Source organism: Vibrio sp. 10N.222.52.C12 (assembly GCF_041474215.1).
Lineage (GTDB): Bacteria > Pseudomonadota > Gammaproteobacteria > Enterobacterales > Vibrionaceae > Vibrio > Vibrio crassostreae_C.
In genome coordinates this window covers 20575-45309 of record NZ_JBFRTR010000054.1, presented here as the reverse complement: position 1 = coordinate 45309, position 24735 = coordinate 20575, and the positions used below count along the sequence as shown (strand labels likewise).

General features: G+C 45.6%; 19 protein-coding genes and 1 other RNA gene. All 20 read right to left on the bottom strand.

What is annotated here, in order from left to right; all coding sequences use genetic code 11:
- Nucleotide 1 precedes the first annotated feature (1 nt).
- Complete coding sequence (gene carA / locus AB4623_RS10825; RefSeq protein ID WP_010434758.1) at nt 2-1156, bottom strand: glutamine-hydrolyzing carbamoyl-phosphate synthase small subunit; 1155 nt, start codon at nt 1154-1156, stop codon at nt 2-4.
- A gap of 503 nt (nt 1157-1659) precedes the next feature.
- Nucleotides 1660-2484, bottom strand: coding sequence for a 4-hydroxy-tetrahydrodipicolinate reductase (dapB, locus tag AB4623_RS10820; protein WP_372146376.1), 825 nt, complete (start codon nt 2482-2484; stop codon nt 1660-1662).
- 92 nt (nt 2485-2576) lie between these two features.
- Entirely contained in the window at nt 2577-2975 is a 399-nt protein-coding gene (gene mutT / locus AB4623_RS10815) for an 8-oxo-dGTP diphosphatase MutT (protein ID WP_017062897.1), read from the bottom strand.
- Between the two features lie 348 nt (nt 2976-3323).
- Nucleotides 3324-6050, bottom strand: coding sequence for a preprotein translocase subunit SecA (secA, locus tag AB4623_RS10810; RefSeq protein WP_372146374.1), 2727 nt, complete (start codon nt 6048-6050; stop codon nt 3324-3326).
- Nucleotides 6051-6440: 390 nt separating this feature from the next.
- The gene (gene lpxC / locus AB4623_RS10805) at nt 6441-7358 is read right to left on the bottom strand and encodes a UDP-3-O-acyl-N-acetylglucosamine deacetylase (protein ID WP_010434751.1); all 918 of its coding nucleotides are present in this window, start codon (nt 7356-7358) and stop codon (nt 6441-6443) included.
- 96 nt (nt 7359-7454) lie between these two features.
- Complete coding sequence (ftsZ, locus tag AB4623_RS10800) at nt 7455-8684, bottom strand: cell division protein FtsZ (RefSeq protein ID WP_017059291.1); 1230 nt, start codon at nt 8682-8684, stop codon at nt 7455-7457.
- 31 nt (nt 8685-8715) lie between these two features.
- Entirely contained in the window at nt 8716-9984 is a 1269-nt protein-coding gene (gene ftsA / locus AB4623_RS10795) for a cell division protein FtsA (protein WP_010434747.1), read from the bottom strand.
- On the bottom strand, nt 9977-10669 hold the full coding sequence (locus tag AB4623_RS10790) for a cell division protein FtsQ/DivIB (RefSeq protein ID WP_017059290.1): 693 nt from the start codon (nt 10667-10669) through the stop codon (nt 9977-9979). The genes ftsA and AB4623_RS10790 overlap by 8 nt, the downstream gene beginning before the upstream one ends.
- 278 nt (nt 10670-10947) lie before the next feature.
- Nucleotides 10948-12408 (bottom strand): UDP-N-acetylmuramate--L-alanine ligase, encoded by a 1461-nt coding sequence (gene murC, locus AB4623_RS10785; RefSeq protein ID WP_065584712.1) that lies wholly within the window; start codon nt 12406-12408, stop codon nt 10948-10950.
- Between the two features lie 13 nt (nt 12409-12421).
- Nucleotides 12422-13483 carry an undecaprenyldiphospho-muramoylpentapeptide beta-N-acetylglucosaminyltransferase gene (gene murG / locus AB4623_RS10780; RefSeq protein ID WP_017062898.1) on the bottom strand — a complete coding sequence of 354 codons (1062 nt, stop codon included), beginning with the start codon at nt 13481-13483 and terminating at the stop codon, nt 12422-12424.
- A 12-nt stretch (nt 13484-13495) separates the two neighbouring features.
- Nucleotides 13496-14692 (bottom strand): cell division protein FtsW, encoded by a 1197-nt coding sequence (ftsW, locus tag AB4623_RS10775; protein ID WP_065584711.1) that lies wholly within the window; start codon nt 14690-14692, stop codon nt 13496-13498.
- A 22-nt stretch (nt 14693-14714) separates the two neighbouring features.
- Nucleotides 14715-16031 carry a UDP-N-acetylmuramoyl-L-alanine--D-glutamate ligase gene (gene murD / locus AB4623_RS10770; protein ID WP_065584710.1) on the bottom strand — a complete coding sequence of 439 codons (1317 nt, stop codon included), beginning with the start codon at nt 16029-16031 and terminating at the stop codon, nt 14715-14717.
- Between the two features lie 57 nt (nt 16032-16088).
- Nucleotides 16089-17171 carry a phospho-N-acetylmuramoyl-pentapeptide-transferase gene (gene mraY / locus AB4623_RS10765; RefSeq protein WP_372146372.1) on the bottom strand — a complete coding sequence of 361 codons (1083 nt, stop codon included), beginning with the start codon at nt 17169-17171 and terminating at the stop codon, nt 16089-16091.
- The gene (murF, locus tag AB4623_RS10760) at nt 17168-18541 is read right to left on the bottom strand and encodes a UDP-N-acetylmuramoyl-tripeptide--D-alanyl-D-alanine ligase (RefSeq protein WP_017070828.1); all 1374 of its coding nucleotides are present in this window, start codon (nt 18539-18541) and stop codon (nt 17168-17170) included. The genes mraY and murF overlap by 4 nt, the downstream gene beginning before the upstream one ends.
- Nucleotides 18541-20025 carry a UDP-N-acetylmuramoyl-L-alanyl-D-glutamate--2,6-diaminopimelate ligase gene (gene murE, locus AB4623_RS10755; RefSeq protein ID WP_102332770.1) on the bottom strand — a complete coding sequence of 495 codons (1485 nt, stop codon included), beginning with the start codon at nt 20023-20025 and terminating at the stop codon, nt 18541-18543. Before murE ends, murF begins: the two co-directional genes overlap by 1 nt.
- Nucleotides 20026-20043: 18 nt before the next feature.
- A complete protein-coding gene (locus AB4623_RS10750; RefSeq protein WP_372146370.1) occupies nt 20044-21801 on the bottom strand; it encodes a penicillin-binding transpeptidase domain-containing protein in 1758 nt (585 codons plus the stop codon).
- Nucleotides 21798-22115, bottom strand: a complete 318-nt coding sequence (gene ftsL, locus AB4623_RS10745) for a cell division protein FtsL (protein ID WP_010434716.1) — start codon at nt 22113-22115, stop codon at nt 21798-21800. Before ftsL ends, AB4623_RS10750 begins: the two co-directional genes overlap by 4 nt.
- 3 nt (nt 22116-22118) lie before the next feature.
- On the bottom strand, nt 22119-23069 hold the full coding sequence (gene rsmH, locus AB4623_RS10740) for a 16S rRNA (cytosine(1402)-N(4))-methyltransferase RsmH (RefSeq protein WP_010434714.1): 951 nt from the start codon (nt 23067-23069) through the stop codon (nt 22119-22121).
- Between the two features lie 228 nt (nt 23070-23297).
- Nucleotides 23298-23689, bottom strand: an RNA gene (gene rnpB / locus AB4623_RS10735) — RNase P RNA component class A.
- Between the two features lie 176 nt (nt 23690-23865).
- The gene (rsmI, locus tag AB4623_RS10730; protein ID WP_372146368.1) at nt 23866-24732 is read right to left on the bottom strand and encodes a 16S rRNA (cytidine(1402)-2'-O)-methyltransferase; all 867 of its coding nucleotides are present in this window, start codon (nt 24730-24732) and stop codon (nt 23866-23868) included.
- Nucleotides 24733-24735 lie beyond the last annotated feature (3 nt).

Below are 24735 nucleotides of genomic sequence, written 5' to 3'. Positions count from 1 at the left end.
ATTACGCTGTGTGCTGTTTGATTAGTTCAATAAAGTGGTCGAATAACGGCGCTGCGTCTTCTGGACCTGGGCTTGCTTCAGGGTGACCTTGGAAGCTGAATGCTGGTTTGTCTGTACGGTGAATACCTTGTAGAGAACCATCAAATAGTGATTTGTGCGTTGCACGTAGTGTCTCTGGAAGGGTTTCTTCGTCAGCAGCAAAGCCGTGGTTTTGCGAAGTAATCATCACAACATCACGATCTAAATCTTTAACCGGGTGGTTTGCGCCGTGGTGACCAAACTTCATCTTCACTGTCTTAGCGCCTGACGCAAGAGCAAGAATCTGGTGACCTAGACAGATACCGAAGATTGGTAAGCCTTTTTCTAGGAACACTTTTGTCGCTTCAATTGCGTAAGTACATGGTTCTGGGTCACCAGGGCCATTTGAAAGGAAAACACCGTCTGGGTTCAGAGCAAGTACTTCTTCAGCTGAAGTCTCAGCAGGAACAACCGTTAGGCGGCAGCCGCGGTCAACAAGCATTCGTAGGATGTTTCGTTTTGCACCGAAGTCATAAGCAACAACGTGGTATGGCAATTCTGAGTCTGCTTTCGCTTCAGGAAGTCCACCCGTAAGCGTCCACGAACCTTGTTTCCATTGATACGCTTCTTTTGTTGTAACTTCTTTCGCAAGGTCCATACCTTTCAGGCCAGGGAATTCTTTTGCTTTAGCAAGAGCTAGAGCTTCGTCTAGGTTTCCATCGTTTACTGAAGAGCCAGCTACGATACAACCGTTCTGTGCGCCTTTTTCACGAAGAATACGCGTCAGCTTACGAGTATCGATATCAGCGATACCAACAACGTTTTGCGACTTAAGGTAATCAGAAAGGGATTGTTCATTACGGAAGTTAGAAGCGATTAGAGGGAGATCGCGAATCACAAGGCCTTGAGCGTGGATTGAAGAAGATTCTTCGTCTTCGGAATTGGTTCCGGTATTGCCAATGTGAGGGTAAGTAAGGGTAACGATTTGTTGAGAATAGGAAGGATCAGTGAGGATTTCTTGGTACCCCGTCATCGAGGTATTAAAAACGACTTCACCAACTGCAGAACCTACAGCGCCAATGGCTTCACCGTGAAATACTGTCCCATCTTCTAGGACGAGTAGTGCTGACTTCTTCAAGACAACCTCCAGAAATAAAAATGCATTAAAATTGATTTAATTTGCAAATCTACCTTCCTGCAACACCAAAAACTGCGTGTTTATGGAAATTAGACAAATTGGCGGTATTTTAGTGATCTGCGTGATACGTGTCAACATTTAACTCAAAAGAAATTAAACATTTGTAAGGACTAATTCAATTTACCCCCTCAAAGCTCCAAAAGTTCAACTTTCATACGCATTTAGCTCGAATATTACGATTTTCTAATTTTCACCCCTCATTTTAGCCAACCATAGAGTGATAAAAATATCAGCAACAAAACGCAATCGATAAATACCAAGAGAAAACATGACAATTTAAAGATCTAAAACAAAAAACATACTAAAGACCACATAAACAGCATAGAAATGGAGTCAAAAAGGCGATAAGAAGAAAGTAGAAGGAAGATCGGAGAAGTGAGATTACTAAGGAAAAGGCACCAAATAAAGAAAGCGCCGGCAATTGCCAGCGCATAAATATCTATTTATAGGTCATTCAAACCAAGCACATCCGTCATGGTATAAAAGCCTGCTGGTTTATCATTTAACCAAACCGCGGCCTTGATTGCGCCATTAGCAAAGGTCATTCGATCAGTGGCTTTATGGGTAATTTCCACTCGTTCACCGATATCAGCAAACATAGCGGTGTGTTCACCAATAATGTCACCGGCACGAATCGTCGCGAAACCAATCTCATCTTTAGTGCGCTCGCCAGTAATACCCTCGCGTGACCATACAGCTACATCGTTCAGCTCGTTGCCCATAGCACCCGCAATAGCTTCGCCCATACCAATCGCAGTACCTGACGGTGCATCGACTTTATGACGGTGATGAGCCTCAACGATCTCGACATCACAGTAATCGCCCATCACTTTAGCGGCCTTCTCTAGCAGCTTAAAGACCAGGTTCACACCAACGCTGTAGTTAGGTGCCATTACGATAGCCATCTCTTTTGAAGCAGCATCAATCACCTGCTTCTCTTCTTCAGAGAAGCCCGTTGTACCGATGATCAGTTTTTTACCGTGACATTTACAAAGTTCAATATTCGCTAATGTGCTAACAGGGGCAGTAAAATCGACAATCACATCAAACTCTTCGATGGCTTTAGACAAATCATCGACTAAAGCAACATCAAAACGACCTTCACCGCATAACTCGCCGACATCTACGCCGACCAAAGATGACTCTGGACGCTCTGAACCAGCTCCAACACTTGCTTCTGAATTATGATGAGCGGCTTTCACCAAGTTGCGGCCCATGCGGCCCGCTGCTCCTGCAATTGCAATTCTTACCACTGCGAATATCTCCATTGTTTTGGTTACCGTTGCCACTTATCTCTTGCAGCAACGTTCAATCGATTAATCTCTTTAAACTAACAACAATCTCAAACTCAGGCTAGCAATTACGAAAACTCTTTTATTACTCGCTCTAAAATTGGCACATTTGCCTCTGGGAAGGCGTATTGATTCAATGATTCTAGGCTTACCCATTCACCTTGCTGACCTTCTTTACCATAAGGCTGCTCTTCAAAATCAGTCACGAGAATGAAATCGAACTTAAGTGACTTATCCGTGTAATCAAATTCAAGATGCTCAAACAGAGACTGCTCGGTCACCTTGATACCGACCTCTTCATCAAGCTCGCGAGTCATCGCTTGCTCAATAGTTTCGCCCTCTTCAACCTTGCCACCTGGAAATTCCCAGAAGCCACCTTTGTGCTTGTCATCTGGACGCTTAGTGATAAAGACCTGTGACTTATCTTGATTGAAGATAATACCCGCTACGATATGGATTCTTTTCATTGATGGTGTTCCTTAATAAAACGCTGAACTCACATAGTCCCTAAATACGTCATCCTCAAGAAAGAGGAACGACTGAGTTGGGGATCTAAAACTACGCGAGCCTAACTAAACAAGATTCCCTACTACGCTCACTCCTCGCTATAGGGAATGACAACTTCCTTGCGTAACAAAGTAAGCCATGAAATTTACATACAAAAAGAGCCGCCTAAGCGACTCTTTATATTCTATTTGTCAGTTTTATGAAGCTAAGTTGTAGTGTATGAGAGCAAGGCGGTGGCACGGAGCTTACGACTGTAAGTGAGTACCACCAACGCAGCTATCATGCGCTACAGCAACGATTCATTAAACTTACGCGATTTTACCGTGACACTGCTTGTACTTCTTACCGCTACCACATGGGCATGGCTCGTTACGGCCAACTTTACGCTCGTCACGCACTACCGTTTGTGGAGATGCCGCTTCAGCTTCATCGTCAGCTAGCTGGTTTTCAGCTGTTGCATGTTGCGCTTGTGCACGACGCGCCGCTTCTTCAGCTTGAGCTTGACGTTGAGCTTCCATCTTTTCAACTTCTTCTTGTTGCTGAACGCGCACTTTAGAAAGGATGGTAACAACGTCTGTTTTCAGTACATCTAGTAGGCCTTCAAACAGTTCAAACGACTCGCGCTTGTACTCTTGTTTCGGGTTCTTCTGAGCATAACCACGTAAGTGGATACCTTGACGAAGGTGATCCATCGCAGCCAAGTGCTCTTTCCAAAGGCCGTCTAGCGTTTGTAGCATCACAGATTTCTCGAAGTTACGCAGTACTTGAGCACCAACCACTTCTTCTTTCTGTTTGTACGAATCAACCGCCATAGCAAGAATACGCTCACGCAATGCTTCTTCATAAAGCTTGTCGTCTTCGTCTAACCAACCTTGAATATCAAAGTCTAGATCGAAGTCATTCTTCAGACGATCTTGCAGACCCGCGATATCCCACATATCTTCAAGAGACTGAGGTGCGATGTATTCATCAATCACTGATGCCAATACATCTTCACGGTTGTGTTCGATCATCTCGCTGATATCGTCAGATCTCATCAGTTCATCACGAAGCTCATAAACCACTTTACGTTGGTCATTGGCTACATCATCGTACTCAAGAAGCTGCTTACGAATATCGAAGTTACGACCTTCAACTTTACGTTGTGCTTTTTCAATTGAGCGAGAAAGCATCTTAGATTCGATCGCTTCGCCTTCGTCCATACCACTTTGGATAAGACCAGCCATACGATCCGATGTGAAGATACGTAGCAGAGAATCTTCCATTGATAGGTAGAAACGAGAAGAACCCGCATCACCTTGACGACCAGAACGACCACGTAGCTGGTTGTCGATACGGCGAGATTCATGACGCTCAGTACCAATGATGTGCAGACCACCTGACTCAAGCACTTTATCGTGGATTACTCTCCAGTCAGCTTTGATCTTCTCGATCTGCTCTTTGGTTGGATTCTCTAGCTTCTCAACTTGTGCCTGCCAGCTACCACCTAATACGATATCGGTACCACGACCAGCCATGTTAGTTGCGATAGTTACCGCACTCGGCATACCAGCTTGTGCAACGATCTCTGCTTCCATTTCGTGGAATTTAGCATTTAGAACGCTGTGCTTAATTTTTGCTTTTTTCAGTGCGTTAGACAGTAGTTCAGACTTCTCGATAGAAACCGTACCAACCAATGATGGCTGACCAGCAGCTACACGGTCTTTGATGTCTTCAATGATCGCATTGAACTTGTCTTCTTCGGTACGATAAACCACATCTGGCATATCGTTACGAACCATAGGCTTGTTGGTTGGGATAACCACTGTTTCTAGGCCGTAGATAGACTGGAATTCGAAAGCTTCTGTATCGGCTGTACCTGTCATACCTGACAGTTTTTCGTATAGACGGAAGAAGTTCTGGAATGTAATCGATGCTAGCGTCTGGTTTTCATTCTGAATCTTCACACCTTCTTTAGCTTCAACAGCTTGGTGTAAACCTTCAGACCAACGACGACCTGGCATAGTACGACCAGTATGTTCATCAACGATAACCACTTCGCCTTCTTCAGTAACGATGTAGTCGACGTCTTTCTCAAACAGTACGTGTGCACGCAGCGCTGCATTAACATGGTGCAATAGGCTGATATTAGTTGGAGAGTAAAGCGTGTCACCCTCTTCCATCAGGCCGTTTTTGACCATTAGCTCTTCTACAAATTCTTGACCGTTTTCAGTCAGGTGAACCTGTTTCGATTTCTCGTCCATGGTGTAGTGACCTTCACCACGGTACTCTTCAGAATCTTCTTTATCTTGGCGCTCAAGGTTAGGGATCAACGTGTTAATACGCGTGTAAAGATCTGAACTATCTTCAGCTGGGCCAGAGATAATAAGTGGAGTACGAGCTTCATCGATTAAGATTGAGTCAACCTCATCGACAACAGCAAAGAAGCGCTCACGTTGAACACGATCTTCAGCACGGAAAGCCATGTTGTCACGTAGGTAATCGAAGCCAAACTCGTTGTTTGTTCCGTATAGGATATCCGCTTGGTACGCTTCTTTCTTCTCTGGTGGAGCCATGTTTGGCACGTTTACGCCAACAGTCATACCAAGGAATTCAAATAATGGGCGGTTTGTTTCCGCATCACGCTTCGCTAGGTAGTCGTTCACCGTTACTACGTGAACACCTTTGCTAGGTAGGGCGTTAAGATAAGCTGGTAGGGTTGCTGTAAGAGTCTTACCTTCACCAGTACGCATTTCTGCAATTTGGCCAGCATTTAGAACCATGCCACCAATCATTTGCACGTCAAAGTGACGCATGCCGTAAACACGCTTAGACGCTTCACGTACCGTAGCAAATGCTTCAGGTAGAAGTTGGTCTAGCGATTCACCTTTATCTAAGCGCTCACGAAACTCAACCGTTTTTGCTTTTAGCTCTTCGTCTGAAAGAGCTTCAAACGTTGGTTCGTAGTTATTAATTTCTTTTACAATTTTTCTAAGGCGGCGCAGTGTTCTGTCATTGCGACTGCCAATTACCTTTGTCAGCAGCTTAGTAATCATGTGCTTGGAATCTCTTCGTTCTCAGATCGTCCGCGATCTATTTTAAATGCCGTCAGTGTCTCTACTAGCTATGAACTAGTCTTCAGTTACTAACCAAGGATACTGAGATAAATCTAGTATCTTTGATATTGTACTTGAGAGTAGAGTTTTCAAGGCTTGAGTTAAAATTAATGCCCTTTAGTGTAAGTAATTTTCACATCAACAACCATTTATAACCCCATTTGTTTGATGTGCTTGGAACTTTTCTTTCTAATTGCTGATGGATTGGCCAGACTGCAGCTCATTGGGAGACAACTTTCGGATGTTGACGACACTGTATCTGGAAAATAGATACAAAAAAACCAGGTCAATGACCTGGTTTTCGAAATCTTATATTGCTGTAAACAACAATTACGCTAGAACCATTCCTGGCTCAGCAAATGCAACAGGAGAGCCTACTTCTTCTTCGAATGTTGCCCATTCCCAAGCTTCTGCGTCAGCAAGTACTGCACGTAGTAGTTGGTTGTTTAGGCCGTGACCTGATTTGTATGCACGGAACTCACCAATAATAGCGTGTCCACACATGTACAAGTCACCAATCGCGTCTAGTACTTTATGAGTTACGAACTCATTGTCAAAACGTAGACCTTCTTCATTAAGAATTCGGTATTCGTCCAGTACGATAGCATTATCAAAGCTACCGCCAAGTACTAGGTTTTGAGATTGTAGATACTCAATGTCGCGCATGAAGCCGAAAGTACGAGCGCGAGAAATTTCTTTCACAAAACCTTGTGAAGAGAAATCAAACAACAAACGTTGCTCATCAGATTCAATAGCTGGGTGGTTAAAGTCGATCTCAAAGTCCATACGGAAGCCGTTAAATGGAACAAATTCTGCCCACTTATCGCCATCTTCAAAACGGATAGGCTTTTTGATACGAATAAAACGCTTCGCTGCATTCAGTGTTTCTACACCCGCTTGCTGTAGCAAGTATACGAATGGGCTTGCGCTACCATCCATAATTGGGATCTCAGGTGCATCTACTTCAACAATAATGTTGTCGATGCCCATACCCGCTAAAGCTGCGTTAAGGTGTTCCACTGTAGAGATACGTACGCCTTCGTCATTAACAAGAGCTGTACATAGCATAGTGTCACGAACTGACGCTGGATCAGCTGGGAAATCTACAGGTGGATTTACATCTGTACGACGATAAACAATACCTGTATTTGCAGCTGCCGGGCGAAGAGTAAGTGTGACTTTACGACCAGAGTGGAGACCCACACCAGTTGTTTTCACAATTTCTTTCAGAGTACGTTGTCTGATCATCTGCTTGCCTCGTTATCAGTGCTACAAATCACGGTCAGTATTTACCGACCGCGAATTTTACCATTAATTCGACGATAGTCAAATTTTGGGTATTTGTTAATCAGCCTGACGTCGTAAGAATGCTGGAATATCTAAGTATCCACTCTCTTTCTCAGCCTTAGGTGCTGCACTTTGGCTAGCGCCTGTACCTGAAGAAACAGGTGACGTTGTTGGCTGCGGCTTAACTTGAGGTTTAACCTCAGTTTTTTCTTGCAATGGTTGTGCCACTTTCTCTTCCACTTTTGGTGCAGTTTGAGCCGCTACCTGTGGTTGAGGAGTTGGTGCAACCTTAGCTTTACCACCAGCAACTAATGTAATGTCTGGTTTTTTCTCTGTGCCGATACCTGTTGCTACAACAGTTACACGGATTTCATCCGTCATATCAGGGTCTAGAGAAGTACCAATCACAACTGTTGCGTTATCAGATGCGAATGCCTTAACTGTATTACCTACTGTTTCGAATTCATCTAGACGCATATCTAGGCCTGCTGTGATGTTCACAAGAACGCCACGTGCGCCAGCTAGGTCGATGTCTTCTAGTAGTGGGCTAGAAATTGCCGTTTCAGCAGCTTCTTCAGCACGGTCTTCACCTTTTGCGATACCGCTACCCATCATTGCATGACCCATCTCAGACATTACGGTGCGAACATCCGCGAAATCGACGTTAATCATACCAGGGCGAGTAATTAGCTCAGCGATACCTTGTACAGCGTTTTTAAGTACATCATTTGCACTTGCGAAAGCTTCTAGCAGAGTTACGCCGCGGCCAAGTACTTTAAGTAGCTTTTCATTTGGAATCGTAATTAATGAATCCACATGTTTAGAAAGCTCTTCAATACCTTGCTCAGCAAACGCTAAACGCTTTTTGCCTTCAAAGCTAAATGGCTTAGTTACAACAGCAACCGTCAGCACACCCAACTCTTTCGCAACTTCAGCAATAACTGGAGCAGCACCTGTACCAGTCCCACCGCCCATACCAGCTGCGATAAATACCATATCGGCGCCAGTTAGAACTTCTTTAATTCTTTCTCGATCTTCGAGAGCTGCATCACGGCCTACTTGTGGGTTTGCACCAGCGCCCAAACCTTTAGTGATATCACCACCAATTTGGATCACGCTGCTCACGCTTGTTTTACGAAGTGCTTGTGCATCAGTGTTAACACTGATGAATTCTACGCCTTCGATTGATTCACGTACCATGTGCTCAACAGCGTTACCGCCACCGCCACCAACTCCAACGACTTTAATTACTGCATCGTCAGACATTTCCATCATCGGTTCAAACATGTGTTATCTCCGTTTTTTCCTGCAACTCAGGTTAAAACTCTTTTTGTATCCAATTACGCAATTTGCCAAATAAACCAGACATAGAAGGTGCTGAACGCTTAGGTTCGCTGTAATCACCTTCATCACTGATCTGACAATCTCTTGCGTAATGAAGTAAACCAACCGCCGTAGAATGATACGGCTCTTTAACATAGTCAGTTAAGCCACTAACTTCTAACGGCTTACCAACTCGAACTTGATTGCGGAAAACACGTTCCGCACACTCTACCAATCCGTCAATTTGTGCCGCTCCACCAGTGAGAACGACGCCAGCTGCAAGGTGGTGTTTAATACCTTCATCTCGTAGCTGTAATTGAACCGTATCAATAGTTTGGTTAACGAGACCCATAAGTTCAGTGTAACGTGGTTCAATCACTTCCGACAAAGTTTGTCGTTGCAAACTTCTCGATGGGCGACCACCAACACTTGGGACGTTAACAGAGTCATCCTTGCTTACGAGTTCACTCAGAGCGCAACCATGGTTTACTTTTATCTCTTCAGCATCGCTCACTGGCGTGCCGAAAGCGAAGGCAATATCACTGGTTACTGCATTTCCTGCGTAGGAAAAGACTTCTGTGTGTCGAAGTGCGCCGCCAGTCCAAATGGAAATATCCATTGTACCCGCACCGATATCGACAACACATACTCCAAGCTCTCTCTCGTCTTCAGTAATTACCGCATTGCTTGAGGCAAGTCCTGAAAACACGATTTGTTCTACTGTGAGACCACATCGTTCAACAGCTTTAATAATGTTTCTCGCCATGTCGCTATGGCAAGAAATTAGGTGAACACTGACTTCCATTCGAACACCAGATAAGCCAAGTGGGTTCTTAATCCCTTCTTGATAATCAATGGTAAATTCTTGTGGGATCACGTGCAGAATTCTCTGCTCATCACCTATTTTAATTGATTTCGCGGTATGGATCGCTCGATCCATATCGTCTTGAGACACCTCTTCATCAGAGATAGTGCCCATGCCTTTTTCAATTCGGCTTGCGATATGTTTACCCGATAGCGAGATAAATACATTGCTGATTTGGCATTCCGCCATCAACTCTGCTTGATCAATAGCTCGCTGAACCGACTTAACTACCGACTCTAGGTCGTTTACACCACCTTTATCCATACCTCTGGATGGGCTTTGCCCAGAACCAATGATATTGATTTGACCATCAGGCAATATTTCACCAACCAGAGCTGATATGGTCGCAGTGCCTATATCAAGACCAACGATTATGTTGTCATCTGCGGTCTTAGTCATCTGTGCTCTCTTCTAACTCTTGCTCTGGAAACCAGCCTACAGCGGCTCCCGTATCATACCTGAGGTCGATGTAGCTCACTTGATTCGCTTTACTACCAAGTTCGTTGTAAAGCGAAATGAAGCGTTCAACACGCTCATCTAAAGAATCTTTACCTAGTTCTAAACGGATACCGTTATCTAGGATTATTTGCCAAGCGCGACGCTCATTGAGAACGAGAGAGGTAACGGTTAACCCTAGACTGTTAATCAAAGGGGTTATCTGTCGCCACTTTTCTATCACTTCTTGGCTGGTGCCGTCTGGGCCGTAAAGCTTAACTCTATCGCCCTTCAACAGGCCGATATCACCATTAAACACCTGACCATCGTCATTCAGCAGCATGTTACCGTTCCAGATTGCTGCCGCATGGTACTCAGTCAAAAATACTTTTATTGTGTCTGGCCACTGCTTACGAATGGAGACCACTGAAACCCAAGGTAACGCTTCTAAACTGTCTTGCAACACACCGATGTCTTGCGACATGAAGGTTCCAATGTGCTCTAGCTCACTAAAGGCATGTTGAACATCACCAGCGGTTACGTAAGTTAAGTCGCCTTGAAGTACTATTTTGGAGAGAGGCAATCGCTGATCGTCCCACATCCAAGTTAGTGTGGTATAGAAAAGAAACCCAATGAATAGCAATACCATGACAAAAAAAGACCCGCCTAAGGCGTGTTTCTTGAGCGACGGTAAACTGAATAGGTGGCGGTTTTCGCTAAAAGTACTTTCTACCAAAGCCCGCATTCCCTGTCGTTGGTTCGCAATTCTATTCCCTATCTTCGTAATAGAGGTAAAAGCACTTACTTTAACCTATGAATTATACTGAGCAAAATCAAACTATCAAACGTTGATAATAAGATTTTTGGTCAATTTTAGGTCAATCGCAAGAAGTGAGCGATTGACCACAGTCTGTAGACAGTATTCTGTTACGCGTTCTGCATTTTATTAATGTCTAACTGTAACGATTCCAACTGCTTCGCTACTCGACCAACATCGCCTGCACCCTGCGTTAAAACAAGGTCACCGCCTTGAATTACGTTGGCTAAAGCCGATGGCAGTGCGTTGATATCGGCAACAAAGATTGGGTCTATCTTACCACGCCCACGAATAGTTCGACTTAATGAACGTCCGTCAGCCCCTGCAATAGGTTTCTCACCTGCAGAATAAACATCTAACAGAATTAGGACATCAACCTGCTCAAGAACGTTCGCGAAATCATCATACAGATCGCGAGTACGGCTATAACGGTGCGGTTGGAAGATCATAACAAGACGTTTATCAGTCCAGCCACTACGAGCAGCTTGAATCGTCACATCAACTTCGGTTGGGTGATGACCGTAATCATCGACCAGCATTGCAACGCCTTTACCTGTTTCATACTCACCTAGGTGATCGAAACGGCGACCCGTGCCTTCCGTTCCCGCCATCGCTTTGAGAATCGCTTCATCGCTGATGTCATCTTCTGTTGCAACAGCAATCGCAGCCGATGCATTCAATGCGTTGTGGCGACCTGGAATGTTCAACGTGATATCTAAGTTAGCTTTACCTTCACGTACAACCGTAAACTTGCCTTGTTGACCTTCTTGTACGTAGTTTTTAATACGAATATCTGCGTCTTCAGAGAAGCCGTAAGTAATCACTTGGCGGCTCACCTGAGGGATAAGTTCACGTACAACAGGATCATCTACACACATCACAGCCTGGCCGTAGAACGGCAGGTTGTGTAGGAAATCGATAAATGTCTGCTTTAGCGTTTCGAAATCGCCGCCATAGGTATCCATATGATCCGCTTCAATGTTTGTCACGATACTAACCATAGGTTGCAGATGTAAGAATGACGCATCACTTTCATCAGCTTCAGCGATAAGGATACGGCTTGAACCTAAACGTGCGTTTGTGCCTGCACTTTTCACCAAACCACCGTTTACGAAGGTTGGATCTAGGCCGGCTTCCGAGTAAATCTGTGTCACTAGCGCAGTCGTGGTTGTTTTACCGTGCGTACCTGCCACAGCAATACCGTGACGAAAACGCATCAGCTCAGCCAGCATTTCTGCACGACGAACGATCGGTGTGCGCGCTTCACGAGCTGCAATAATTTCTGGGTTTTCTTCGTTGATAGCGGTTGAAACAACCACCACACTTGCGTCGGCAACGTTACTCGCTTGGTGACCGATATAAACGGTCGCACCCTTGCTAACTAAACGATCAGTCACTGGGTTTTGAGCAATATCAGAACCCGTGATCTGGTAGCCTTCATTTAGCAAGACTTCAGCAATCCCGCTCATTCCGGCACCACCAATACCAATGAAGTGGATAGATTTAACACGGCGCATCTCTGGCACCATTGCACGGATTTGCGCTAAGTCTTGGGTATGTTCAATCGTCATCAATTCAATCTCATTATTTTGCTAAAGCTTTAATCGCTTCAGCGACGGTCACATCAGCATCAAGCTTGGCGGCTTGACGAGCTTTTGTTGCCATCATTTTTAATTCATTTCTATCAAGCTGCGCGATAGTGTTCGCTAGCTTATCAGCCGTTAGTTGAGGCTGTTCAATCATTAACGCTGCGCCACATTCAACTAAATGGTCGGCATTCAACGCTTGTTGTCTGTCTTTGTGCATAAACGGAACGAAGATAGAACCGACACCTGCCGCAGACACTTCTGATACGGTTAATGCACCTGAGCGACACACTAATAGATCTGCCCACTCATAAGCTTGCGCCACATCATCAATAAATTCAGTCACTTGAACATTACCAACAGAATGTGATTTGTATTGCTCAATAACTTGTTGTTGATTGTTCTTACCCGCTTGGTGCATCACAGTGAAGCCTTCACCAAGCTGCGCCATCGTTACTGGCAAGGTATCGTTTAGGATTTTTGCGCCCTGACTGCCGCCCATAACCAAGATGCGGATGTCACCATCACGCTCAGCCATGCGTTGCTCGGGTTCAGCTAAGGCAACCACATCTTCGCGTACTGGGTTACCCACCACTTCTGCAGTAGGAAACGCACCAGGGAAAGCTTGGAAAACCTTTTTAGCAATCTTAGACAGCCATTGGTTGGTTAAACCTGCCACTGCATTTTGTTCATGGAGAACCACTGGAATGCCAGACAACCATGCCGCGATACCACCCGGGCCACTCACGTAGCCACCCATACCAAGTACCACATCAGGCTGCCATGCTTTGATGTGTTGCCTTGCTTGAAGTATGGCATTAATAATCTGGAACGGCGCTTTAATTAACTTGCTAATGCCTTGACCACGCAGGCCTTTCACTTTGATGAAGTCGATTTCAATGCCATGCTTTGGCACTAAATCCGCTTCCATTCTGTCTGCTGTGCCTAACCAGCGAATTTCCCAACCTTGTTGCTGAAGCTTTTTCGCTACTGCTAACCCTGGGAAAACGTGACCGCCAGTACCACCAGCCATCACTAAAAGTTTTTTGTTTTGTTTCATCACGTTAGATTCTTATTCTACTAATTCGTTTTGACTATCAGCTTGTTCTTTTTGTTGCATTCGGCATTCGTGGTCAATGCGCAGCAGCATTGATACCGCCACAGACATAACAATTAAACTCGAACCACCATAACTGATTAGCGGTAGGGTTAGACCTTTGGTCGGAACGATGCCAGATGCAGCACCTACGTTAACAAGCGTCTGAAACGCAAACCAAATACCAATACCAAAAGCCAGATAGCCGCTGAACACTTGATCGTGTTCAAAGGCTTTTTTACCTATCAGAATGGCTTTTAACACCAAGCTGAAGATCAACATTAATACTAAGGTAACACCGACAAAGCCAAGCTCTTCAGCCAACACAGCAAATACAAAATCGGTATGCGCTTCTGGTAAGTATTCGAGTTTTTGAATCGAGTTACCAAGCCCTTGCCCCATCCAATCACCACGGCCAAACGCCATCAATGACTGAGTTAACTGGTAACCACTGCCGAACGGGTCGTTCCAAGGTTCCCAGAATGAGGTAACACGTCGAACACGATAAGGTTCTATAACAATCAAACCGACGACCGCGGCAATACCTGCCACCATCAAGGCGATAAACTGTGAAAGCTTGGCACCAGCAATGAATAGCATGCCGAACAGGGTCACTAGCATTACGACCACAGTACCTAAATCGGGCTGGCCTAGCAGCAGCACGGCAAAAGCGCCGAATACCATGATCGGTTTACCAAAACCACCGAAGAAGGTTTTTCTCACTTCATCTTGCTTCCGAACCAAGTAGCCCGCCATAAAGATAAACAGCGATAACTTGGCGACTTCAGCGGGTTGTAAGTTAAATAGCCCTAATGGGATCCAACGCGATGCGCCGTTAACCGACTTACCGACGGCTAATACCACAATCAGCAAGAAGAAGGACAAGCCCAGTAGATACATACTGTATTGAAACCAGCGTTGCATCGGGATTTGCAATATGACGCTAGAGACACCTAACGCCAATACAAGGAAGATGGCATGACGGAACATAAAGTGAAACGGCTGATCGGTTAAACGAGCACTGATGGGGAACGAAGCAGACGTCACCATCACCAAACCTGTCAGCATTAGCCCAAGAGCAATCCACACCAATTGACGATCGTAAAGCGCCTCGGGAGTAGCACGGTTTAGCCACTGCCAGATGGATTGATTAATCTCTTTGACTCTTTGCACTGAATGTTAGTCCTTCAACACGTTAAGCATACTCATGAGCAAGCTCAGTGAACGCATCACCTCTTGCCATGAAATTATTAAATTGATCGAAGCTTGCGCACGCCGGAGACAGCATCACCATATCTCCAGCCACCAGCTGTGGCGAGATAGATTCGATTATCTGCTGCATGGTATCGAACTTTTGTGCCGATGGGTGCAGAGGCATGAATTGATCTGCATCTTCACCGAAACAACACAGCTGAACACGCTCAAGTTGCGCCAATACTGGTTCAAGCTCACTAAAGTCAGCACCTTTACCAACGCCGCCAACCAAAAGATATAACGTACCTTGATACTCCAACCCAGACAGGGCTGCCAATGTGCTGGCTACATTCGTTGCTTTGGAGTCATTAACCCATTTGATTTCGCGCTTGTCAGCCACGACTTGGCAACGATGCGTCAAACCGTTATAGGCCTTCAAAGCATCAAGACTTTTGCTGTAGTCGATACCAACTTGCTTCAATAGTGCAAGTGAGACTAACGCATTCGCCACATTGTGACGTCCAACCAATGTTAAATCTTGGGTAGCAAGGACAGGTTTACCGTGATCGACCAACCACTCAGTACTATCAATCGTTGATACACCAAACTCTTGGTTATCTAGGCCAAAAGTCAACAATGGCATTGTCTGGTCAGGGTAAGTCTCTTTGTCTTCACGATTAACAGTCGCACACTGCGCGTTATTAAAGATTCTTAACTTGGCCTCACGGTAATCAGCCATGCCTTGATAGCGATCCATATGATCTTCAGACAGATTTAAGAATGCCGCAGCGGCAAGTTTTAAATTCGATGTAGTTTCTAACTGAAAACTTGAAAGTTCAAGGACATATAAATCCGCATCAAGTTCTAGAAGGTCTAGGGCAGGAATGCCAATATTGCCGCCAACGCCAACATTAAGCCCAGCAGCCTTAGCAAGCACACCAGTCAGATCAGTCACGGTACTCTTACCGTTTGAACCAGTAATCGCCACAACAGGCTTATCTACAGCCCAACCAAACAGCTCGATGTCGCCAACGACAGGCGTACCCGCTTGAAGCACATCTTGAATTTCAGGTGTCGCTAAAGCAATGCCTGGGTTAGCAACCACCAGATCAGCCTCAGCTAGCCATTGGCTATTCCAGCTTCCAGAATGCAGCTCAACCGACTCAGGCAAAGATTCCTTTCCTGGTGGTAGCTCTCGCGTATCAATTACCTTTACGCAAGTATGGGGCTGATATTTTACGAGATGTTTAACGACAGAGAGCCCGGTAATACCGAGCCCCACAACCACTACATTTTGAATATTTTGCCAACGTTCCATTTAAACAAGATGCTCTTAATAGTTTTAAAGAGCCCCTATTCAGAGGCTCATACAGGATTAACGAACTTTCAGTGTCGCTAGGCCAACCAGTACTAATACCATTGAGATTATCCAAAAACGCACGATAACACGCGGCTCTGGCCAACCTTTAAGTTCATAGTGGTGGTGAATCGGTGCCATGCGGAAAATACGCTGACCACGCAATTTGTAAGAGCCCACCTGCAGAATCACTGACAGAGTCTCCATTACAAACACACCACCCATGATCACTAGTACCAACTCTTGACGAACGAGTACCGCAATCACACCTAACGCACCACCCAGTGCTAGAGAGCCAACATCGCCCATGAATACTTGTGCTGGGTAAGTGTTAAACCATAGGAAGCCAAGGCCTGCACCAACGATAGCAGTACATACCACCACCAGTTCAGAGGTGTATGGGATGTATGGAATGTGTAGGTATGCTGCAAAGTTAACGTTACCTGTCGCCCAAGCGATAACAGCAAAACCCGCAGCAACCATAACCGTTGGCATAATCGCCAAGCCATCTAGGCCATCAGTTAGGTTTACCGCGTTACTGGTACCCACAATAACAAAGTAAGTTAGAACAATGTACAGTAAACCAAGTTGTGGCATCACACCTTTAAAGAAAGGCACCACTAATTGTGTCGCAGCAGTGTCTTGCCCATGAGCATACAGAGCAAACGCCACAACCAATGCAATAGCCGATTGCCAGAAGTACTTCCAACGCGCAATCAAGCCATCAGTGTTCTTACGAACGACTTTACGATAATCATCAACAAAACCAACTGCACCGTAACCGCCTAGCACGACAAGTACGGCCCAAACATAAGGGTTTGATAAGTCAGCCCAAAGTAAGACCGTAATGATGATCGCAGCAAGGATCATCACACCACCCATGGTTGGTGTACCACGCTTACTGAAGTGAGATTCTGGGCCGTCATTACGAACAACTTGGCCAATTTGCAGCATTTGCAGACGCTCAATTAAACGAGGTCCCATCCACAGCGACAGACATAAAGCCGTCAAAATGCTCGCGATTGCACGAAACGATAAGTATTCGAACAAACGGAAAAAAGAAAAGTGTGGCTGTAGTAGCTCTGCAAGCCAAATTATCATGAAAAGTTCTCCTTTAAAGCAGCGGCTATTTTACTCATTCCTGCACTATTGGCGCCTTTTACCAACAAGGTATGTGGCGCGTTTTCTGGCAAGCTCAAGTGCTGCTCTATGTGCGCGATCATCGCTTCATGCGTTGCAAAGTGAGTGCCGTTACACACTTCACTAATCACCTTGGTATCATCACCGTAAGTGAGTACATGCTCAAAAGCGAATGGGGCAGCATATTCACCGACTTGACGGTGAAGTGCAAGGCTTTCATCGCCTAGCTCAGCCATATTGCCTAAAATCAACCAACGCTGACCTTTGAAGCTCGACAACAATTTAGCTGCAGCCTTCATTGCCGGTACACTGGCGTTGTAACTGTCATCTATCAGCTTGATATTCTGACTTAATTGTTGAACCTCAACTCGGCCTTTAACTGAGATAAGATTCGCTAAACCGCTTTTAATTTCTGCAAGCGTGGCACCGAATTGAATGCTCAGTGCTGCTGCGGCTAATGCGTTGGCTACATTGTGCTGACCAATAATGCCAAGTTCGACATCGATAGCGCCTTGCGGGGTCTGCATATCAAAGCAAGCTTCACCCTGCTCGTTGATGCGAATATTCGTCGAAAAGTAATCCGCCGTGTCATCACTTTCAGAAAAGGTCAGTACGTTTTTGTCTGCAAGCACATCTTTCCAGAAGTCACCACCATTGCTCTCTAGGTTAACAATAGCAGTATCACCAGCAGCAAGCCCCTGAAAAATTTCGCCTTTCGCTTGTTTAACACCATCAATTGAGCCAAAGCCCTCTAGATGCGCGGCAGCAACGTTATTCACTAAGGCCACCTGTGGTTTCACAAGCTGCGTGGTATAGGCAATTTCACCAATGTGGTTCGCGCCCAGTTCTATCACGGCATAGTCGTCATTGGGTTCACTGCGCAGCAAGGTTAGTGGTACTCCAATATCATTATTGAAGTTACCCGCTGTAAACAGCACTTTGCCACGTTGTTGTAGAATACTCGCGACCATCTCTTTGACGGTCGTTTTGCCACAGCTTCCTGTTATCGCCATGGTTGGCACGTTACATTGTTTGTGGATCCAAGCACTTAGCTGACCTAAAGCAAGTTTAGTGTCTTCAACAACAACTTGAGTAATATTTAGGTCAAGTTTTCGTTGAACTAATAACGCACTCGCATTGGCCTCAACAGCCTGACCACAAAAATCATGCGCATCAAAACGTTCACCTACAAGAGCAACAAACAGTGCACCTTCTTCAACGGTGCGAGTATCGGTAGAAACCGCATTGATCAAACTATTGCTCGATTTGCCAGCCTCTATCAGCTGACCGTACACCGCTGAGCAGATCTGCTCGAGTGATACATCAATCATTATGAAATACCTAAAAGTTGTAGTGCTGACTCTCGATCCGAATAGTGGATCGTTTTGTCTTTCAATACTTGGTAATCCTCATGGCCTTTACCTGCCAGAAGAATAATGTCGTTATTACCCGCCTGCTCTAGAGCAAACTTAACCGCCTGAAAGCGATCGTGTTCAACAAAGGCGACTTCAGGCTCACTTAAACCTGCCAGCATGTCTTTAACAATCAATGCCGGGTCTTCACTGCGAGGGTTGTCATCTGAAATAATAATGTTATCGGCGAACTGCTCTGCGGTAACCGCCATCATAGGGCGCTTGCCTGTATCTCGATCACCACCGCAGCCAAAGATTGCCCATAGCTTTCCAGAGCAATGTACACGTAGTGCTGCCAATGCTTTCTCTAATGCGTCAGGTGTATGCGCGTAGTCGACAACCACTTTCGCTTTGTTCGGCACTTGGAACAATTCCATACGGCCAATCACAGGTTGCAATTGAGGTGCTGTGTCGATCAAGGTTTGCTTGTCGATGCCTAGTACAAGTAGGGTCGCGAAAGCAACCAATACATTTGATGCGTTGAACTGGCCAATTAAAGGAACAGACAGTTGTCCCTGCCCCCAGCTACCATCAAAAGCGAGTTTGATACCCGTCTCTGCATAAGCAACATCCGATGCCCATACTGACTGCTGGTAGCCCGATAACGGAAGCAATGACACAGCTACTGCATTGGACAGATCAGCCATCCAAGCTTTACCGACTTCATCATCAACATTAATCACAGCGTGCTTACACTTATGCTGAGTAAACAAGCTCTTCTTAGCCAGAGCGTACTCTTGCATCGTGCCGTGGTAATCCAAGTGGTCACGGCTCAAGTTAGTAAATACACCAGCCTCAAAATCCAATGCCTTAACTCGGCCTTGAACCAAACCATGAGACGAGATTTCCATCGCGGTATAAACAGCGTTTTCTTCAGCCAACTCACTCAGCGTACGTTGTATTTCAATCGCACTACCGGTCGTATTCGCCGCCGTTTTAAGGTTGTCTAGAAAACCGTTACCCGTGGTGCCCATTACCGCAGAGCGTTGGCCGACTAAATCTAGCCACTGAGCAATCAATTGGGTGATAGTGGTTTTGCCATTGGTGCCGGTAACACCAATCAGCTTAGTCGCCTGAGACGAGTAAACACGACCGGCCAACTCAGATAACACCAAGTTAAGGTCTTTAATGTAAACAACCGGAACAGCATCCAACCACTCAATCAGACCATGGGCCTTTTCAGCATCAGCTTGTGCGATAACGGCATTGGCTCCCTGTGAGACCGCTTTGTCAATGAAACGACGGCCATCAACAGCATGCCCAACTACAGCAACAAAAATATCGCCGTCTTTGATGGCACGACTATCCAACTCCAACTGTTCAACGGCAATCGCATCCAGCTCAGGTGAACTAAAGTCACTCCAAGGAGAAAGTAAAGATGACAGCGTGAGGCTATTACTCATATTGAATCCTGATTGGCTCTATTCTTGAAACTTGTTTTCATCAGCAGGGACATTCAGTATTTGCAATGCACCCTTCATGATTTCAGAAAAAACGGGGGCAGCAACTGAACCGCCATAGTAAAGGTCACCTTGAGGCTCATTGACCACAACAACCAGCGCGACTCTTGGGTCACTAACCGGGGCAAAACCTGCAGTGATCGCAATGTATTCATCACTGTATCCGCCAGCCTCTGCCTTACGAGATGTACCCGTTTTGGCTGCAACGCGGTAACCCGGAACGGCGGCTCTTGTCGCCGTTCCACCTTTTTGAGTCACCCCTTCGAGCATGTTCAAAACCAGTTCAGCGTTTTCTCGCTTGATAATCTGCTTAGAAAAATCTTGGTCGTTGCTCTTAATAATATGAATTGGCTCATATAAGCCTTTGTTGGCTAGCGTCGCATAAGCATGTGCTAACTGCATCGGTGTAACAGACAAACCATAACCAAACGCTAAGGTCGCAATCTCAAACTTTGACCAGCGACGGCGATTCGGGAAAATACCGCTCGTTTCACCAACCAAATTCAGCCCAGACATCTCACCTAGACCAACCGAGCTGTACATACCAAGCAAGGCTTCGAGTGGCATATTAAGCGCTAATTTCGCAACACCTATGTTACTCGACTTTTTGAGGATCAACGCTAAGTCAGCCTTACCCACTTTAGACGAATCTCGCACACGACTACCACCGATCTGCATAATACCGTTGCCAGTATCAATAACGACATCTGGGTCTGCGGTGCCGTTCTCTAGCGCCGCTAAAACCACAAAAGGTTTCACGGTAGAGCCAGGTTCCATGGCGTCGGTTAATACGCGGTTTCGCATCTTAAAGCTTTGTAGGTCAGCACGGTTATTCGGGTTGTAAGATGGCGCATTGACCATGGCTAACACGGCACCTGTTTTTACATCGAGCAGTACCGCAGAGCCTGAAGTCGCCTTATGATCGGCCACCGCTTGCTTGATCGCTCGATAAGCAATGGCCTGTAATCGTTGGTCGATGGTTAATTCTAATGGCTTGCCTTCTTCACGCTCTTCTAAGGCAATATTTTCGACAACGCGTCCATAGCGATCTTTACGAATGGTACGTTTACCCGCTTCACCAGTGAGCCACTGATCATAACTGCGCTCTACACCTTCAAGACCATGACCATCGATACCGGTTACACCAATAAGATGAGCACTGATTTCACCTGCAGGGTAGTAACGACGAGATTCAGCTTTAAGCCCCACACCCACGAGTTTAAGATCGCGGATATATTTAGCCATCGCAGGGCTAACTTGTCTCTGAAGATAAATAAATCGGCGGGATTTGTTACTAGAGATCTTATCGATCATCGGTTGTCGTTCTAGGCCAAGTACATCAGCTAACGCATACCAACGATCAATTTGAGCCATACCATTTTTATCGAAAATGGTTTTCGGGTCAGCCCATACCGCTTCAACAGGAACACTGACAGCAAGTGGCTCACCATTGCGATCAGAAATAATGCCACGAGCAGAAGGAATAGCCTTAACACGCACCGAACGAAGGTCGCCCTGACGAATTAAGTTATCTGGTTCAATGATTTGTATATAAGCCACACGACCAACAAGTGCAGCAAAGGCAAGAAACACGAAAGCAATAACGACGTTAAAACGCCATTTTATCAGAACTGGATCCGAATCCTTTTCGCTCTTCACACGCTTTTTCGTTGATTTGTTAACGGTTTTCGCGGGTGATTTTTCCTTTTTACCGGTCATTTCAGTGTGATCACAACTTCTTTATCAGAGTCTGGACGTTTCATGTCTAACTCTCGTTTTGCCGATGCTTGAACGCGACTGTGTTCAGCCAAAGCTGTCTCTTCAAGCATTAAATTTCGCCACTCATCATCTAGCTGCTCTCGTTCGACTAATGCCATGTCTTTTTGCGTAATCGCCTGACGTGACATATGTGTCGTAAGAACGACCCCCATCGCACTCGCAAAGATACAGATAAGAATCACCAATGGGACCTTACCCACGGAGATCAAATCAAAAAATATTATCTTGGCTAAGTTAGGCTTGGAGGTCTTCATTGACTACAGCTTTTCTGCGATTCGTAGTACTGAGCTGCGTGAACGAGTATTTTCATCCACTTCACCTTTAGAAGGCTTGATCGCTTTACCAATTGGTTTTAGATCGGCACTGCCTAAAGCTTTAATTTGATCTTCTGTTAATGGTAAACCATGAGGTACCTGAGGGCCTTGACTCTCTTTACGGATGAAGCGCTTCACCATACGGTCTTCAAGAGAGTGAAAACTGATAACAGAGATACGACCTTGGGGAGCAAGAATACTTGCAGCGCCTTTCAGTGCGGTATCGATCTCTTCAAGTTCACTATTAATGTAGATACGAAATGCTTGGAAAGCACGTGTCGCTGGGTGCTTTTTCTCTTTAAAGTTCTTTGGAGCGACATCAGAGATAAGCTTAGCCAATTGGCCAGTACGTGTTAACGGTTCGTTCTCTTCGTTCTCTTGATAAGCAATGATGCCCTTCGCGATACGACGAGCGTGTTTATCTTCACCGAACTCACGGATAACCCATGTGATGTCATCAAGATCCGCATCAACTAGCCACTGAGAAACCGGAATACCCGTCGTTGGATCCATACGCATGTCTAGCGGGCCGTCTTTCATGAAGCTAAAGCCACGTTCAGCATCATCTAGCTGTGGTGAAGACACACCTAAATCCAGTAAAACACCATCCACTTTACCCACTAAGTCATAACGCTCTGCATATTCAGCCATACCTGAGAATGGGCCGTGAATAATCGTAAAACGGGGGTCATCAATCTTTTGCGCTTCAGCAATTGCTTGTGGATCGCGGTCGATACTAAAGAGTCTTCCATTCTCGCCCAGTTTAGACAGGATTGTACGGCTGTGCCCACCACGGCCAAAAGTACCATCGATGTAGGTACCGTCAGGTTTGATCGCAAGTCCGTCAATAGATTCGTTAAGCAATACTGAAATATGTTTGAATGCTTCTGTCATAGTCTTCTCAGTGAGTGGATTGAGCCATTAGTTCGGCAATAATTTGTTCTATTAACGTTTTAGTGTACTGATTTCACGCTGTATCTCCACCATATTGTGTATAGGCATTTGGAATTTTTGACCCAAGCTTATATCAGGGTGAAAGATTTTAAGGAAATCTAAATAATTTACGTCAATATAAAGCAAAAAACCCATCACTACGGTTAAGTAATGATGGGTTCTTTATATAGGTGGAGTTGACACATACGCCGGGTTCTGTTCCGCTTGCGCGGTGGTAACCATTCGTCTAGGCCTGCAATCGCTCACAGGCTCAAGCAATCTACCCGCCCCCATACGCGAGCAGCGCAATGCGAGGGCCTATTTGATCTTGCTCCGGGTGGAGTTTACCTTGCTACGAACTGTTGCCAGTCGCACGGTGCGCTCTTACCGCACCCTTTCAGCCTTACCTGTGCCTCTTCCGAAGAAATGAGGCCATCGGCGGTCTTCTCTCTGCTGCACTTGTCGTGGGCTCGCGCCCCCCAGACGTTATCTGGCACCCTGCTCTATGGAGCCCGGACGTTCCTCCCCTCTACCAGTCTCCCGAAGGACATCAGCAAAGCAGCGATTACCCGTTCAACTCCGAAGGCGGATTGTATAGAGATTCGTGTGCAGTGTCTAGCGAGATCACAAATATGGTGCAAACCTCTAAGCAACTGCGTGAATTTCACACAATCCAGACAAAAAAAGAGGAATGACGGCAATACCATCATTCCTCATAAGCTTTTCAATACAGGTTAGCTACTCTTTAAAGAGGTATCTAGTTGTCTAGATACTCTAGGCCCCATTTATATAAAGCGTTCTTTTTCAGATTGTAGATTTCTGCCGTCATCGCCGCCGCTTTTTTAAGGGGTAGCTCTTTGGTTAGAATACCTAGCGTGCGAGTCGCTTCGTCTGGTAATTCTGTGGTCGCTTCTTCACGGTGACCATGAATCAGCAGCACCATCTCACCACGTTTGCGGTTAGCGTCTTCTTCAATCCACTCAATCAGCTCACCAAGTGGCAGCCCTTGGATGGTTTCGAAGGTTTTGGTTAGCTCACGCGCCAATACAACCTCACGGTCAGGGCCAAGAATCTCGAGCATATCTTGTAGAGAATCTGAAATACGGTGTGGTGATTCATAGAAGATGCATGTGCGCTCTGCCTTTGCGATCTCTAAGAACTTGTCTTTACGACCTTTGCTCTTTGGTGGCAAGAAGCCCTCAAAACTGAAACGATCTGACGGTAAACCAGAAGCACTTAACGCGGTAATCACAGCACAAGCACCAGGAAGTGGCACAACTCTCACACCCGCTTGACGACATTGTGAGACAAGATGGTAACCTGGGTCACTGATTAAAGGTGTACCCGCATCAGAGACTAATGCGATAGACTGACCTTCTAATAACCTTTCGACTAGAACTTGCGCTTTAGTTTGTTCATTATGATCATGTAAAGCGAACGTTCTGGTTGATATATTGAAGTGAGCAAGCAGCTTACCCGTGTGGCGTGTGTCTTCGGCTGCAATAACATCGACACTTGATAAAATTTCAATTGCTCTTTGAGTGATATCTCCCAAATTTCCGATTGGGGTTGGCACAATGTAGAGAGTTGGGCTCTCTGTGAGCAAGGTTTTGTTATCTGTCATTTG

Bases quoted from the DNA above. Each gene is read 5' to 3' on its own strand.
- dapB (WP_372146376.1), bottom strand. From the start codon at position 2,484: ATGGAGATATTCGCAGTGGTAAGAATTGCAATTGCAGGAGCAGCGGGC.
- mutT (WP_017062897.1), bottom strand. From the start codon at position 2,975: ATGAAAAGAATCCATATCGTAGCGGGTATTATCTTCAATCAAGATAAG.
- secA (WP_372146374.1), bottom strand. From the start codon at position 6,050: ATGATTACTAAGCTGCTGACAAAGGTAATTGGCAGTCGCAATGACAGA.
- lpxC (WP_010434751.1), bottom strand. From the start codon at position 7,358: ATGATCAGACAACGTACTCTGAAAGAAATTGTGAAAACAACTGGTGTG.
- ftsZ (WP_017059291.1), bottom strand. From the start codon at position 8,684: ATGTTTGAACCGATGATGGAAATGTCTGACGATGCAGTAATTAAAGTC.
- ftsA (WP_010434747.1), bottom strand. From the start codon at position 9,984: ATGACTAAGACCGCAGATGACAACATAATCGTTGGTCTTGATATAGGC.
- AB4623_RS10790 (WP_017059290.1), bottom strand. From the start codon at position 10,669: ATGGTATTGCTATTCATTGGGTTTCTTTTCTATACCACACTAACTTGG.
- murC (WP_065584712.1), bottom strand. From the start codon at position 12,408: ATGACGATTGAACATACCCAAGACTTAGCGCAAATCCGTGCAATGGTG.
- murG (WP_017062898.1), bottom strand. From the start codon at position 13,483: ATGAAACAAAACAAAAAACTTTTAGTGATGGCTGGTGGTACTGGCGGT.
- murD (WP_065584710.1), bottom strand. From the start codon at position 16,031: ATGGAACGTTGGCAAAATATTCAAAATGTAGTGGTTGTGGGGCTCGGT.
- mraY (WP_372146372.1), bottom strand. From the start codon at position 17,171: ATGATAATTTGGCTTGCAGAGCTACTACAGCCACACTTTTCTTTTTTC.
- murF (WP_017070828.1), bottom strand. From the start codon at position 18,541: ATGATTGATGTATCACTCGAGCAGATCTGCTCAGCGGTGTACGGTCAG.
- murE (WP_102332770.1), bottom strand. From the start codon at position 20,025: ATGAGTAATAGCCTCACGCTGTCATCTTTACTTTCTCCTTGGAGTGAC.
- AB4623_RS10750 (WP_372146370.1), bottom strand. From the start codon at position 21,801: ATGACCGGTAAAAAGGAAAAATCACCCGCGAAAACCGTTAACAAATCA.
- ftsL (WP_010434716.1), bottom strand. From the start codon at position 22,115: ATGAAGACCTCCAAGCCTAACTTAGCCAAGATAATATTTTTTGATTTG.
- rsmH (WP_010434714.1), bottom strand. From the start codon at position 23,069: ATGACAGAAGCATTCAAACATATTTCAGTATTGCTTAACGAATCTATT.
- rsmI (WP_372146368.1), bottom strand. From the start codon at position 24,732: ATGACAGATAACAAAACCTTGCTCACAGAGAGCCCAACTCTCTACATT.